General features: G+C 70.3%; 9 protein-coding genes. 6 read left to right on the forward strand and 3 right to left on the reverse strand.

The annotated features are described in order from the left end of the window. Nucleotides 1-4: 4 nt before the first annotated feature. Nucleotides 5-2,119 carry a molybdopterin-dependent oxidoreductase gene (locus tag LAJ19_RS18860; RefSeq protein ID WP_225524042.1) on the reverse strand — a complete coding sequence of 705 codons (2,115 nt, stop codon included), beginning with the start codon at nt 2,117-2,119 and terminating at the stop codon, nt 5-7. A 436-nt stretch (nt 2,120-2,555) separates the two neighbouring features. Here LAJ19_RS18860 and LAJ19_RS18865 point away from each other — a divergent pair, with 436 nt between their 5' ends. From LAJ19_RS18865 to LAJ19_RS18875, 3 genes are all read left to right on the forward strand, one after another. Continuing rightward, nucleotides 2,556-3,782, forward strand: coding sequence for an Ig-like domain-containing protein (locus LAJ19_RS18865; RefSeq protein ID WP_225524043.1), 1,227 nt, complete (start codon nt 2,556-2,558; stop codon nt 3,780-3,782). Next, nucleotides 3,724-4,602, forward strand: coding sequence for a hypothetical protein (locus LAJ19_RS18870; RefSeq protein WP_225524044.1), 879 nt, complete (start codon nt 3,724-3,726; stop codon nt 4,600-4,602). The genes LAJ19_RS18865 and LAJ19_RS18870 overlap by 59 nt, the downstream gene beginning before the upstream one ends. Before the next feature lie 74 nt (nt 4,603-4,676). After that, nucleotides 4,677-6,740, forward strand: a complete 2,064-nt coding sequence (locus LAJ19_RS18875) for a S8 family serine peptidase (RefSeq protein ID WP_225524045.1) — start codon at nt 4,677-4,679, stop codon at nt 6,738-6,740. A 135-nt stretch (nt 6,741-6,875) separates the two neighbouring features. Here the strand turns inward: LAJ19_RS18875 and LAJ19_RS18880 are convergent, their stop codons facing one another. Then, complete coding sequence (locus tag LAJ19_RS18880; RefSeq protein WP_225524046.1) at nt 6,876-8,366, reverse strand: GAF domain-containing protein; 1,491 nt, start codon at nt 8,364-8,366, stop codon at nt 6,876-6,878. A 124-nt stretch (nt 8,367-8,490) separates the two neighbouring features. Between LAJ19_RS18880 and LAJ19_RS18885 the strand changes: the two genes are divergently transcribed. The 3 genes from LAJ19_RS18885 to LAJ19_RS18895 are packed head-to-tail and all read left to right on the forward strand — an operon-like array spanning nt 8,491 to nt 11,146. Further along, nucleotides 8,491-9,603, forward strand: coding sequence for an XRE family transcriptional regulator (locus LAJ19_RS18885; RefSeq protein ID WP_225524047.1), 1,113 nt, complete (start codon nt 8,491-8,493; stop codon nt 9,601-9,603). Further along, on the forward strand, nt 9,600-10,361 hold the full coding sequence (gene modA / locus LAJ19_RS18890) for a molybdate ABC transporter substrate-binding protein (RefSeq protein ID WP_225524048.1): 762 nt from the start codon (nt 9,600-9,602) through the stop codon (nt 10,359-10,361). The genes LAJ19_RS18885 and modA overlap by 4 nt, the downstream gene beginning before the upstream one ends. A gap of 44 nt (nt 10,362-10,405) precedes the next feature. Next, the gene (locus tag LAJ19_RS18895; protein WP_225524377.1) at nt 10,406-11,146 is read left to right on the forward strand and encodes an ABC transporter permease; all 741 of its coding nucleotides are present in this window, start codon (nt 10,406-10,408) and stop codon (nt 11,144-11,146) included. Between the two features lies 1 nt (nt 11,147). Here the strand turns inward: LAJ19_RS18895 and LAJ19_RS18900 are convergent, their stop codons facing one another. Beyond that, nucleotides 11,148-13,598, reverse strand: coding sequence for an EAL domain-containing protein (locus LAJ19_RS18900; RefSeq protein WP_225524049.1), 2,451 nt, complete (start codon nt 13,596-13,598; stop codon nt 11,148-11,150). Between the last annotated feature and the right edge of the window lie 43 nt (nt 13,599-13,641).

Here is a 13,641-nt window from a genome sequence, read left to right on the forward strand (position 1 = left end):
TACCTCAGTCGGCGGCCACGCTGGCGCCTTCAGGGACGGCCTCGATGCGGATGGGCGTGCCGGTCAGGGCGGCGTTGCCGGTCAGGGCGTCCGTCCGGTGGGGATCAGTCAGGTCGTTCAGGCTGACGCCCGGCGAGGCGGCCGCCACATGGAGTTTCACGCCGCGGCGGGCATGTCCGAAACCGTGAGGCAGGCAGGCCACGCCGGGCATCAGGTCCTCGGTGAGTTCCAGTGGCGCGGTGACGCTGCCCACGCGGGAGGTGATGCGCACCGGCTGGCCGTCGCGCAGTCCGGCCGCGTCGGCGGGGTGAACCTGCAGGGTGCAGCGGTCTGCGCCTCGCATCAGGCGCGGGGTGTTGTGCATCCAGGAGTTGTTGCTGCGCAGCTGCCGCCGCCCGATCAGGACGAGGGGTGGGGGCGGGGTGTGCAGCGCGGCGTGCAGGCGTGGCAGGTCGCCCAGCATGGACGCGGGGGCCAGTTGAATGCGGCCGCTGGCCGTCAGGAGGCGTCCGGGAAGCACGCTCTGCATGGGGCCCAGGTCCAGGCCGTGCGGGTGGGCCCGCACGTCGTCCAGGGTGAGGTGGTACGGGCCGTGGCGCAGTCCGGCGTCCAGGCGCGCGGCGGGCGCGGCGAGGGCCCGGCCCGTGAGGCGTTCGGTCAGGCCGGAGAAGATCTGATGATCAAAGCGCTGCTGCGGCGTGATGGGAAACACGGGGGCATTGAGGCGGGCGGTGGTGCGCACGGCGAAGTGGTGGAAGATCACGTCGTAATGCTCGACTTCCAGTCCGAACGCCGGGGGGAGGATCACGTGGGCGTGGCGGGTCGTTTCGTTCAGGTACGGGTCGATACTGACCATGAAGTCCAGCGTGCTGAGCGCCTCATCGAGCCGGGTGCCGTCGGGGGTGCTCAGGACCGGGTTGCCGGCGACCGTGACCAGGGCGCGGACCTGTCCGGCGCCGGGCGTGAGGATCTCGTCGGCCAGGGTGACGCTGGGCAGTTCCCCGTCGAATTCGGGCAGACCCCGCACGCGGCTGCGGTGGCGGCCGTGATGGGTCTGACCGGGCAGGGCCCCGGTGAGCAGGTCGAAGGCGGGGCGGGGGAACATGGCGCCGCCTTCGCGGTCGAGGTTGCCGGTCGCGATGTTCAGCGCGTTGATCAGCCACTGGCACAGCCCGCCGAATTCCTGCACGCTCAGGCCGATGCGGCCGTAGGCGACGGCGTGCGCCGCCTGGGCGAAGGCGCGCGCAAGGTCGCGCGTCACGGCGGCAGGCACGCCGGTCCGGTCCTGCACGGCTTCGGGGGTGTAGGGGCGCGCGGCGCCGCGCAGGGTGTCCAGGCCGTCCGTCACCCCGGCGAGGCGGCCGGGCCGGGCGAGGTTCTCCTCGAATATCACGTTCAGGAGGGCCAGAAGAAACAGGGCGTCACTGCCGGGCCGGATGTGGTGGAAGTCTGTGGCGTGCGAGGCGCTTTCGGTGCGGCGGGGGTCGAGCAGCACGATGCGCCCGCCCCGGTCGCGGATGGCGCGCAGCCGCTCGCGCATGCCGGGCGCCGTCAGGATGCTGCCGTTGCTGGCCAGCGGGTTGGCGCCCAGCATCAGCAGGAACTCCGTGCGGTCCACATCCGGAATGGGCAGCAGCAGGGGGTGACCGAACATCTCCGCACCTGCGTAGTGGTGAGGCAGCTGGTCGGTGCTGGTGGCGCTGAAGCGGTTGCGGGTCCCGAGGGCTTTGAGGAAGGCGCCGGCGGTGAGCAGTGTGCCGCTGTTGTGCACGCTGGGGTTGCCCTGGAAGGTGGCGATGGCGTCCGGGCCGTGCGCCGTGCGCAGCGCCTGGAGGCGCGACGCGACGAGGTCCAGGGCGTCGTCCCAGTCCAGTTCGTGCCAGGTGTCGCCGTCACGGCGCATGGGCCGGGTGAGGCGGTCCGGGTCTGCGTGCAGGTCGGGCAGGGCCGCACCTTTAGGACAGATGTGCCCGCGGGAGAGGGGATCGTCGGGGTCGCCGCGAACATCGGTGACCCGGCCGCCCTGCACCGTGATGCGCAGGCCGCAGATGGCCTCACAGAGGTTGCAGGCGCGGGTGTGAACGCCGTCAGCAGGGTGGGCCGGTGCGGGGTGGGTCATGTGGACCTCCAGGGGGTGAATGCGGGCAGTATCGCATGTGGCCGGTTGTCTGCGGACGGTGAATCGTCAGGCTGTCATGGTCCCTGCACAGGGGACGGCCGTCTCGTATAGTCGGACGTTTTTCTGGTGGTGCGGCACTGAACGCAGCAGGTCGTGTTTTCACATCGGGCACGCGGAATCCCCCATTTGGGGGATAAGAAAACTTCACATGCTGTCTAGACAGATTGCGCCGGGCGCAGCTGACAGTCTGACAACAGCAATTGACCCCCCCGCCCCTGCCAACTAACATTCCGTTCACGAGTTCATCAGAAATCCTCCCGCTCTACCGTTCGCGCTTCTCCACACGAACAGCACGGCAACCCGCTCTGGCGCCACCGCGCCCGCAGCGTGAGGCCCCGTCTGTTTCACCTCCACCTCCCAAGGAGTGCCGTACCTCATGGTCCTGAAACCTGTCCACACCTGCACCGCCCTTCTGCTCGGCAGCCTCCTGGCGGCCTGCAACAGCGCCACCACTCCGGTCCAGAGCAAGGACACCACCGCTCCGGCCGTGACCCTCAGCGCCGCGCCCAACCCCGTCACGTCCGCCGGAACGCTCACCCTGACTGCAGCGGCCACGGACGATGGCGGCGTCGCCCGCGTCGAGTTCTACGAAGGCGCCACCAGGCTCGGGGCGGACACCACGGCGCCCTTCACGCAGACCACCACCCTGAACGCCGTGCTCAACGGCAACCACACGTACACCGCCGTGGCCTTCGACGCTGCCGGGAACAAGGCCAGCGCGAGCACCACCGTCGCTGTGAACATCGCGGCCGCCACCGCGCCGCTGCGCGTCACGGTCACCGACCAGAACATCGGGGCGCCGGTATCCGGCAGCGCTGTCAGCGTGTACCAGAACGGCACGCTACTGGGAACCGTCACCACCGACGCCACCGGCCAGCTGACCCTCAGCGGCCTCAGCGCCGGCACGTACGACCTGCAGGCCCGCAAGCCCGGCATGGCCGGCAGCGACATTCACGGCGTGGTGGTCGGCACCCAGACGCCCGCCGTGACCCTGGTGCAGCGCCCCGCCTTCGACACCAGCGCCACCACCACCCCAGCCAAGCTGGAACTCACCCGCGCAGACGGCACGCCTCTGGCCGGCGCGACCTTCACCGATCAGCTGGATTTCCGCATCAAGACGGCCACCGATTCGGACCATGTGGGGCCGCTGCGTATCGTGTACGCGCAGCTCAACCGCACGCCGGGCAGCGCCAGCGTCACGGGCAGCACCACCGCGTCCAGCTGGAGCTACGCCCCCCCGCAGGACCAGCTGGGCGTCACCGACTCCGGCGCCGTCACCACCACCGGAACCTTCACCGCCGGGTTCGGCACCCCGAGCGGCGAAGCGCTGGTCCTGGAAATCCTGGCGGTCGATTACAACTACAACTACGCGCGTTACAGCGTGCCCATCACGCTGATCAGCACGAACGCCGCCGCCCGGAACACGGTGGTCGCCCCCACCGCCGCTGCGGCCACGGCCTTCACCCTGAAACAGGAAGGCGCCTGGACCACCCGCCGCGCCGGAGCCCGGCACGGACGCCGCGCCGAACGGCTCGGGCGTCTTCGTGGAAGTCCGCTGGTGCTACACGGACACCACGCCCACCGCCAAACCGTTCGCCTTTGACATCGAACGCAGCGCAGACGGCACGAACTTCACCAGGATCGGCACGGTGGGCGGCGGCGCCAGCACCAGCTGCTCGGCCACCAACCAGGCGGCCCGGCCGTTCTCCTACCGGGACAACAGCGCAGACCTCACGGTCGGCAGCACCTACACCTACCGCGTCAGGGCGCGCGGCGCGAACGCTGCAACCAGCAACGCCACGCAGACCACGCCCCTGGCTCAGTTCCAGCCCTCGTTCATCGCTCCGGCCGACGAAACGACCGGCGTGTCCCTGACCCCCACGTTCGTGCTCGGGCAAAACCAGCTGGCCATCGGCGCGGACGGCGCCGGGTACAACCTGAGCGTCACCGACCTGATGACCCAGGCCGGGACCGCATTGCCCGGCACCGCCGGCAACGCCCTGATCCGCGTGGAAGAAGGCACCGGCGCGAGCGGCAACGGCATTCCGGCTGGTGAGGCCCTGGTGTTTACGAGCACCGCCGCGAGTTCTACCAGCGCCGTGCTCGCCCCGCCCACAGCGTCCACCCGCATCCTGACCGACACCAGCGGACGCTACGCGGCGGCGAAACCCGCCCTTGCGCCCGTGGACGCCGCCGCGCACACCGTGAGCCTTCCGTGGAACGTCTTCGCCAACACGCCCCTGCAGGCCCTGCGGCCCTACAAGTGGCAGATGAACTCCGGCGTCGCGTACAAGTACGCGCCCACTGAAGGCAACCGCATCTCCGCGTACTCGGTCTACACCTGGCAGTCCTCGCTCGTCGCGCCGATTCCATTTACGCGCGCCGTGAACCTCAACTGGGATTTCATCACCGGCCCGCAGTGACGCCTGGACCCGGGCCAGACATCAGCCTGGCCCGGCCGCCCCCTCCCCCATTCACTTTCAAGAGGAATCCTCCGATGTCCAAGACCCTCAAGATGACCGGTGTGCTGACCCTCAGCGTCCTGCTGGCCGCCTGCTCCACCACCCCCGCACCCACCACCAGCACGCCCCTCTCCCCTGAACCCACCGTGGTCAGCAGCGCCGGCCTGACGTACGTGCAGAACGAGGTTGTGGTCGGGTACCAGAGTGACGCCGACCTCCAGGCCGCAGCTCAGATGCTGCGCGGCGAGGTCGTGCGCCGCATTCCGGAGATCCGCACGGCACTGATCCGCGTGGACGGCGACGCCCTGAAAGCCGCTGCACGCGCGCAGGCAAGTGGCGTGCGCTACGCCAGCGTGAACGCCGTCATGACGCCCGAACGCACGCCCGCCGTGACCTCTGAGCGCCTGAACGCCCAGGCGGCCGCCGCGGATCAGGTGTTTGACAAACTGCCCCAGTACGCCCTGGACCCCCGGCACCTGAATGCCAAGGCCGCCTGGGACCGCGGCCTGACCGGGAAGGGCGTCACGGTCGCCCTGATTGACGACCCGGCCGACGTCACCCACCCCGACCTGGCCCCCAACTGGGGCGGCAAGGCCTTCGATCCGCGTCAGGCGAAGACGTACACCGACGGGAAGGCCTGGAGCGACTACTTCAAGAAGCCGGAGAACAGCCACGGCACCTTCGTGTCGTCCAGCATGATCGCCGCGAAAAATGGCGAGGGCATCGTCGGCCTGGCGTACGAGGCGAAATTCCTGCCGGTCGTGATGTTCAACCCCGGCGCGTACTCCAGCTTCGAGATCGCACTGGGCGCCGTGTGGGCCACGAACAACGGCGCGCGCGTGATCAACAACTCCTGGGGCGGCGGAGTGAGCTTCGGGCCGGTCAAGGACGCCTTTGACTACGCCATGTCCCGCGGAACGACGATCGTGGCGAGCATGGGCAACTCGTACCACGATGAGTTCCAGTACCCTGCGGCGCTGCCCGGCGTGATCGCCTCCGGGGCGCTGGACGCCAGCAACCGCAAAGTCACGTTCTCCACGAGTGGCCGGCACATCTCGAGCGCCGCGCCCGGACAGGACACCATTCTCGCCAACCCCACGTGGCGGGGCGGGGGGTTCGCGCTGATCTCCGGCACCAGCTTCTCCAGCCCGTACACCAGCGCCGTGGCCGCCCTGGTGCTGCAGAAATGCCCCGCCGCCACCCCCTACCAGGTGCGGCGCGTCATGGAGACCACGGCAGACGGGAGTGTGGGCAGCAACCCGAACGGCTTTGACCGTGAGACCGGCTGGGGCCGCCTGGACGCCGGGAAGATCGCCGAGACGCTCACCGACTGCGCCAAATTGCCTGCCCCAGGCGCCAACGTGCACGTGAACCTCGCGTACGTAAATGGCCGGGGCACCCAGGCGGGTCTGCTGGGCGACGTGATCCTGCGCGGCCAGGGCCTGCGTGCCGGCGCCACCGACGACGCCACCCCGCTGTACGTCAGCCCGACCGACGCTAACGGCGACGTGCGCTTCAGTGAAATCAGGCCCGGCACGTACGACCTGTACGTCGCGGGGCCCGACCTGACCAGCACGGGGGGAAGCACCGAGGACCGTGGCACCTTCGTGGGTACGGTTGTCGCCACCAGCGGCAGCACGTACTTCCGTCCGGACGAGGCGCGCGTGCTTCTGCCGGCCACCTTCGTAGACACCAACCCGGTGGACCCCTACGAGCCCAATGACTCGGCCGCGGAGGCCAAGGCCATCGCCTACGGGGCGACCACACAGCAGGCCTACATTTTCGGGTCACCCCAGGACGTGGATTACTTCCAGTTTACCGGCGCGGCCGGCGACCAGATCAAAGCCGAGATGCTCGCTGCGGCCCAGCTGGGCGGAAAACTCGACGCTTACCTGACGCTGCTTGACGCCAGCGGGAAGGTCCTGGCAGAGAACGACGACCGCGGCACCCCCCGTATCGACAGTGACGCCGAAGTGACCTTCACCCTGCCGGCAGCCGGCACGTACTACCTGAGGGCAACCTCATACGCCATTGCGGAGGGCGGCAGCGACAGCAACCCCTTCAACAAGTACAAGCTCAAGCTCAGCAAACTGAACTGAATCTCGCGGCGGGCGGGTGGTGGAGCGCGCCTCACCACCTGCCCGCCGCAGACGTTCCCCGGTTTTCCCGCAATTCCAGACGGCCGCCCGAGGGGCCCGAAGCGTGCCTGCAGGCTCCTCGGGCGGCCAGTCGTTTCAGGCGTGCAGGCGCTCTGCGCGGCGTTGCCGTGCGCCCGCGAGACGCGCCTCGGCAGTCAGCAGCAGCGTGTCGCGCACGGGCTCACTGCTCTGGACGGTCCCGGCGCTCACGCCCACGAGCGGGCTGACCTGCCGCGTGGCCAGCAGGGCCGTGTCCACGTACTCCATCAGGCGGTCTTCGGTGGTGGGGTCGGTGAGCAGAACGAACTGATCGCCGGTGTAGCGGTACACCCGGCCCACCGTGTCGAGTTCGGCGGCCAGCGCCGCGCCGAAGATGCGCAGCAGCTTGTCGCCCTGCGAGTGCCCCTCAAGGTCATTCACGTCCCGCAGCCCGTCCAGGCCCAGCAGGGTGAGCGTGAAGGGCATTTCGGTCATGTCGTTCAGGTCCTGATCCAGTGAGCGGCGGTTCAGCACGCCGGTCAGTGCGTCATGCCGGATGTACTCGGCCGCGAGGCGCCGGTCGAGCATGGCGCGCACGGTGCGGCCGGCTGCTTCCAGCAGGTTGCGGTCCCGGCCGCGCCAGCCGGGTACCGCGTGGTCGCGCAGGCGCGTGGCGAACAGCAGGTAGGTGGCGGTGGGGTCACTGCCGACCGGGATGACCGCCGCCTGGGCCACGTCGGCGCTGACCGTCTGGCCGCGCTGCGCGGCGTAGTGGCTGAGATCGTCGATGAAGCGCGGGAGGCTCAGGCGGTGCAGGGCGAGGCGTCTCGCGGCGGCAGGGGCGCGAGCCGAGAGCTCTGGAAGGCTCGCGGCGGCGCGGGGGTGCACGTGCCCCAGCTTGATCTGCAGGTCGTGATCGTGCACGGTGATCAGGCCGGCGTGATCGGCGTCGAGCGCGTCGCCGAGCAGCCCGGCAACGGCGAGCAGGGTGTCCGGGACGTCCAGGTTCAGCTCCACCAGCTGGGAGACGCCGTCCAGCACGCTGGCCTGCTGCAGGGTGCGCTGAAGTTCCTGGCTGTGTTCACGCTGGGCCTCCAGGGACAGGCTCAGACGCTGCTGGTAGGCGCGGAGTTCCAGTTCGGTGACGACCATGTCGGCAAGGTCCTTGAGGACCTGCAGGTCCCGGTCGTTGACGGGGTGTGGGCGGTGGTCGGTGACGCACAGCGTGCCGATGCGCTGCCCGCTGGGCATGATCAGGGGCGCGCCGGCGTACATGTGAATGTGAGGGTCGCCGGTCACCAGCGGGTTGTTCCGGAAGCGGGGGTCGGCGCTGGCGTCCTCAATCACAAACGGCTGATCGTCCAGGATCGTCCAGGCGCAGAAAGAATCCTGGCGGGGTGCGTTGAGGTTGGGCAGGCCGACGCTGGATTTGCTCCACTGCCGGAACTGGTCGACGAAGTTGATCGTGGCAACGGGGGTCCCCAGGATGTGCGCCGCGAGGCGCGTGATGCGGTCGAACTGCGGTTCTGGAGGCGTGTCGAGGATGCCGTAATAGGCCAGGGCCATTAGCCGCTCGGAGTCGGAGGCCGGTACGGGTGCGCCACTCATGCCGCCACTGTAGAGGAGAGTGGCGCGGCGCGTCTGAGGGAGCCGGGCGTTCTCGACGGCCGCACCTCACTGCATGAGGAATGCAAAGTTGACACTGCGTCCAGTCAGATTTACGTTACAGCCAATGACCCGTTCTCCCGAAAGGCCTGGCCTGCACTGTCACCTGCGCGAGCGCCGCGAGGCAGCCGGGCACACCGCGGCGGCCCTGGCCCGCGCGGTCGGCATCTCCCGGCAGGCGCTGCACCGCATTGAGCAGGGGTCAGCGGTGCCCGGAACGCTGCTGGCGCTGCAGCTGTCCGCCATTCTCAACTGCCGCGTGGAAGATCTGTTCGAACTGCGCGGCGCCCTCGTGTCCGCTCAGGCCAGTGGTCCCCTGCCCGCCGGTACCCGGGTGCGGCTGGCCCAGGTGGACGACACGCTGCGCGCCCTGCCGCTGCGCGGCACGCAGGGCCTCCATGCCCCCGCGGACGGCGTGGTCCGGGGCGCGCGCGGCCCGGCCCTGGACGTGCAACTCCTCACCGCCCTGGACCGGGCCGCGCAGACCGCGGTCATTGCGGGCTGCGACCCGGCGCTGGGACTGCTGTGCAGCCGCGTGGGAGGCGACGTCCGGGCCGCGTGGCAGCCTGGGGCCAGCCTGGACGCGCTGCGCGCCGCGGCGCGCGGCGAGGCGCATGCCGCGGGACTGCATCTCAACGACCCACGCGGCGCGCCCAGTCACGCGCAGGTCGTCGCGGCCGAGCTGCCCGGCGCGGCGCTGTTCACGTTGTGGCAGACCGACCAGGGCCTCCTGGTGGCGCCCGGCAACCCGCACGGCGTGCTGGGCGCCGCGGACCTGGCCCGGCCGGAGCTGCGCCTGGTCACCCGCGCGCCCGGGGCCGGCGGGCGGGTCCTGCTGGAGGCGTGGCTGGCACAGGCGGGCCTGGACGTCCCCGCCCGCGCGGCCCGGCACGCCGCGGCCACGCCGGCCGCCACTCCACTCGACGCCGCCGACCTCGTGGCGCAGGGCAGGGCGGACGTTGCCCCGGGGCCGCGGTCGGCGGCGCGGGCCTGCAGCCTGGACTTCCTGCCCCTGCACACCGAGCAGTTCGATCTGGCGGTGCCCCAGCGGCACCTGGCCCACCCGGGCGTGCAGGCCGTGCTGGCCGCAGCGAAAACCGAGTCGTTCCAGCAAGACCTGCGCAGCCTCGGCGGGTACGATCCGGCCGGGGCGGGCACACGAGTGGAGGTTCACGCATGATGACCCTGCCCCGCGCCGCGGCGCTGCTCGCTGCATCTCTGCTGCCCGTCGCCGGCGCCGCCTCCCTGACGGTGTTCGCGGCGTCCTCGCTGACAGACGCGTTCACGGAAATCGGCCGGACGTTCGATGCCCGGACCGGGCACCGCACGACCTTTCAGTTCGCGGGCTCGCAGGTGCTGCGCACCCAGCTGGAAAATGGCGCGCGGGCCGACGTGTTCGCCAGTGCGAACGACGCGCAGTTCACGCCGCTCCTGGGGCGCCTGATCGGCAGCCGCGACGTGTTCACCCGCAACCGCCTGACCGTGATCGCCCGGGCCGCCCCGGGACCCGTCAACAGCCTGCGGGACCTCGCGGCGCCGGGCGTGCGGCTGGTGCTGGCCGCGCCGGCCGTACCGGCCGGCGAGTACACGCGGCGCATGCTGAGTGCCGTAGACCGCGCCGGCACGTACGGCCCGGCGTTCGCGGACCGCACGCTGAAAAACGTGGTCAGCGAGGAAAGCAACGTGCGGCAGGCGGCGCTGAAGGTCAGTCTGGGCGAGGCGGACGCGGCCGTTGTGTACGTCAGTGACGTGACGCCCGCCCTGAAACGCCGGGTGCGCGTCATCGCGCTGCCCAGCCGGTTCAACCAGAGTGCCGCGTACCCGGTGGGGGTCCTGACCGGGAGCGGCAGTCCGGACGCGGCGCGTGCGTTCGTGGCCTTCCTGAAGGGCCGGGAGGCTCAGGGGATTTTGCGCCGCTGGGGGTTCCTGAGCCCGTGAAGGCCGGCCGGGAGCTGCTGCTGGGCGCTTCGCTGGGCGCCCTGATGACCGCCTTCCTGCTGCTGCCCACCCTGGTGCTGCTGCAGCGCGGCCTGAGCGCCTCGTTCCTGGAGACGCTGCGCTCACCGGCCGTGCTGGACGCGCTGCGCGTGAGCCTCTGGACGACCGGCGTGACCGTCCTGCTGACCGTCCTGGCCGGCACGCCCGTGGCGTACCTGCTGGCCCGCCGGGACTTTCCCGGCCGGGCGGTCCTGGACACCCTGCTGGACCTGCCGGTGGTGCTGCCGCCCGTGGTGGCCGGCCTGGGGCTGCTGCTGACCTTCGGGCGCAGCGGTCTGCTCGGGCCGGGCCTGGAGCTGGCCGGCGTGAGTCTGGCGTTCTCGCCGGCGGCGGTGGTGCTCGCGCAGCTGTTCACGGCCGCGCCGTTCTACCTGAGGGCGGCGAAAGCCGGGTTCGGGGCCGTGGACCGGGATGTGGAGCGCGCGGCGCTGACGGACGGCGCGGGCCGCTGGCAGGCGTTCCGGCACGTGACGTGGCCGCTGGCCTTTCCGTTTCTCCTTGAGGGCCTGGTGCTCACCTGGGCCCGGGCGCTCGGGGAGTTCGGGGCGACGATTCTGTTTGCCGGGTCGCTGCAGGGCCGCACGCGCACGATCACCCTCACGATCTACGGCGCGCTGGAAAGCGATCTCGGGCCGGCGCTGGTGCTGTCGGCCGTGATGGTGACCTTCGCGTTCGCGGTGCTGCTCACGGTGCGCGTGCTCGCGGCGCGGCGGGCCGGGCAGTAGGTCAGGACCGGTCCAGCAGGCTCTGGGCCTGATCGGCCGGCAGGGGTCTGGAGAGCAGGAACCCCTGGAGGATATCGCACCCCAGGGCGTGCAGGCGGTCGCGTTGGGTGCTGGTTTCCACACCTTCAGCCGTCACGCGCAGGCCCAGGCGGTGCGCGAGGGTCACCATGACGTCGACCAGGGCCCAGGAGGACTCCGTGTGTGCGCTGCTTTCGGCGTCGCTGCTGATGAACGAGCGGTCTATCTTCAGGTGGTCCAGCGGCAGCTGGTGAAGCAGGCTCAGGCTGCTGTGCCCGGTGCCGAAGTCGTCCAGCGCCACGCCGACGCCCAGAGCGCGCAGCGTCATGAGGTGCCGGACGGCGGTGCTGACGTCGCGCAGAACGGCCGTCTCGGTGAGTTCCAGGATGAGCTGCTGTGGGTGCAGGCCGGTCTCGTGGAGCGCCGCTTCCACCTGCTGCACGAAGTCGGGCTGACGGAACTGCAGGGCGCTCACGTTCACGCTGACCGTGAAGGCCCGCTCGTTGGCTCGCCAGCGTGAGGCCTGCAAGCAGGCCTCACGCAGCACCCACTGGCCGAGCGGGACGATCAGCTCGCTGTCCTCAGCCACCGGGATGAACCGCGCCGGGGAAATGACGCCCTGTGTGGGGTGCTGCCAGCGGACCAGCGCCTCGAAGCCCAGGAGCCGCCCGGAGAGGGCGTGGTACTGCGGCTGGTAATGCAGCAGGAATTCGCCGCGGCGCAGCCCTTCGCGCAGGTCGCGCTCCAGGACAACGCGTTCACTGGTTTCCTCAGCCATGCGCGACGTGAAGGTGCGCACACCGTTCTTGCCGTCGGCCTTCGCCCGGTACATGGCGACGTCCGCGTGCTTCTGGAGGGTGGTGATGTCCGTCCCGTCGAGGGGGCCGATCGTTACGCCGATGGAGGCGGTCACGTACAGTTCGTACCCGTACAGGGGAAAGGGCCGGGACAGGGCCTGCAGCACCTTGTGCGCGACGTGTTCTGCGTCCTCAGGGGCACGCAGGCCAGGGAGCAGGAGCGTGAACTCGTCGCCGCCCATGCGGGCGACAAGGTCACCGGCCCGCACCACCTGACGCAGGCGCACCCCGACCTCCTTGAGGAGTTCGTCGCCGGCGTCGTGACCGAGGGTGTCGTTGATCTGCTTGAAACGGTCCAGGTCAATGAACAGGACCCCGAGGAGGGTGTCGCCCAGCTGGGCGAGGAGCCGGGGCGCTTCGTCCAGGAAACACGACCGGTTCGCCAGCCCGGTCAGGGGATCGTGCGAGGCGCGGTACGCGAGGTGATCGCGCGCCTCCTGCAGGGCGGAATTTGCGCGGGCGAGCTCCTGGCTGCGCAGCTGCCCGAGTTCCGCTTCGCTTTTGTGCAGCTGCGCTTCACGCCGGAGGAGATCCACCTGCATCTGCACGCTCAGCACCTGGGTGCGGCGGTCGGTGTCGCGGGTGTGCAGGGTACGCTCCAGCTGATGATGGGCCTGCGAGTACTCAAAGGCGGCCTGCCAGTCCTGCCGCCGGGCGCACAGCTCGCTCAGGTGCTGAAGGGCGCCGCGTTCCTGAGGTTTCAGGCCGTGGTTCTGCGCCAGCGTGAGCGCCTGACGGAACTGCGTCTCGGCCCCAGCCTCGTCACCCGCCTGGGCGAGAACCCGGCCGTAGCTGGTCCGCAGCTGCGCCAGAACCTCAAGGTCACCCACCTCGGCGGCCAGAGGGAGCGCGCGGTTGCCGAGCTCCCGGGCACCGGCCCAGTCACCGGTTTCCACGAGGCAGGTCATCACGCTCACGTACAGCGCCACCTCGTGCTGGCGCAGGCCCAGCGCCCTGATGCGGGGCAGGTGCTCCTCGGCCACCTGCAGGGCCTCTGCGTACCGGCCGAGGCCCGCGAGGCCGAACGCCAGGTTGACGGTGCCGCTCGAGTGGATCACCGCGTGTCCGGCCTGCTCAGCGAGTGTCTGCACCTGCCTGAAGGCCTGCAGCGCCAGCTCATGGTCGCCGAGTTCCGTGTGAATGGTCCCGATGTTGCCCAGCGTGCGGGCATGCCCCAGGTCGTCGCCGTGCTGCTGGGCGATCCGCAGGCTGGTCAGATAGTGTTCCATGGCCGCGCCGTACTCCCCGAGCATCATGCTCGCCAGCCCGAGGCCGTTCACGGCGCGGGCCTCCAGCGCAGCTGACCCGGCGCTGCGCGCGGCGGCGTGCGCCTCATGGTAGGTGTTCAGGGCGGCCGGCAGCTGCGAGGTAAAGACGTAGGTGCCGCCCAGCAGCACCAGGGCCTGCGCCTGGGCGGCCACGTCACCGAGCGTGCAGGCCAGGGTATGCGCTTCCAGCAGCAGGCGCTGCGCGGCCGCCACGTCTGACACGACCAGCGGGTCCGCGCGGGTCAGCAGCAGGTCGAGACGCTGACGCGTTTCGGCAGCGGCGGAGGGAGTGGCGCTGGGGGCAAGCACCACGTCAGTCTGACCGGCCGCCTCTTACCGGGCTCTTTACGAC

It is taken from the genome of Deinococcus taeanensis, assembly GCF_020229735.1.
In the GTDB taxonomy this organism is placed as follows: domain Bacteria; phylum Deinococcota; class Deinococci; order Deinococcales; family Deinococcaceae; genus Deinococcus; species Deinococcus taeanensis.

Bases quoted from the DNA above. Each gene is read 5' to 3' on its own strand.
- LAJ19_RS18875 (WP_225524045.1), top strand. From the start codon at position 4,677: ATGTCCAAGACCCTCAAGATGACCGGTGTGCTGACCCTCAGCGTCCTG.
- LAJ19_RS18895 (WP_225524377.1), top strand. From the start codon at position 10,406: ATGACCGCCTTCCTGCTGCTGCCCACCCTGGTGCTGCTGCAGCGCGGC.
- LAJ19_RS18880 (WP_225524046.1), bottom strand. From the start codon at position 8,366: ATGAGTGGCGCACCCGTACCGGCCTCCGACTCCGAGCGGCTAATGGCC.
- modA (WP_225524048.1), top strand. From the start codon at position 9,600: ATGATGACCCTGCCCCGCGCCGCGGCGCTGCTCGCTGCATCTCTGCTG.
- LAJ19_RS18885 (WP_225524047.1), top strand. From the start codon at position 8,491: ATGACCCGTTCTCCCGAAAGGCCTGGCCTGCACTGTCACCTGCGCGAG.
- LAJ19_RS18860 (WP_225524042.1), bottom strand. From the start codon at position 2,119: ATGACCCACCCCGCACCGGCCCACCCTGCTGACGGCGTTCACACCCGC.
- LAJ19_RS18865 (WP_225524043.1), top strand. From the start codon at position 2,556: ATGGTCCTGAAACCTGTCCACACCTGCACCGCCCTTCTGCTCGGCAGC.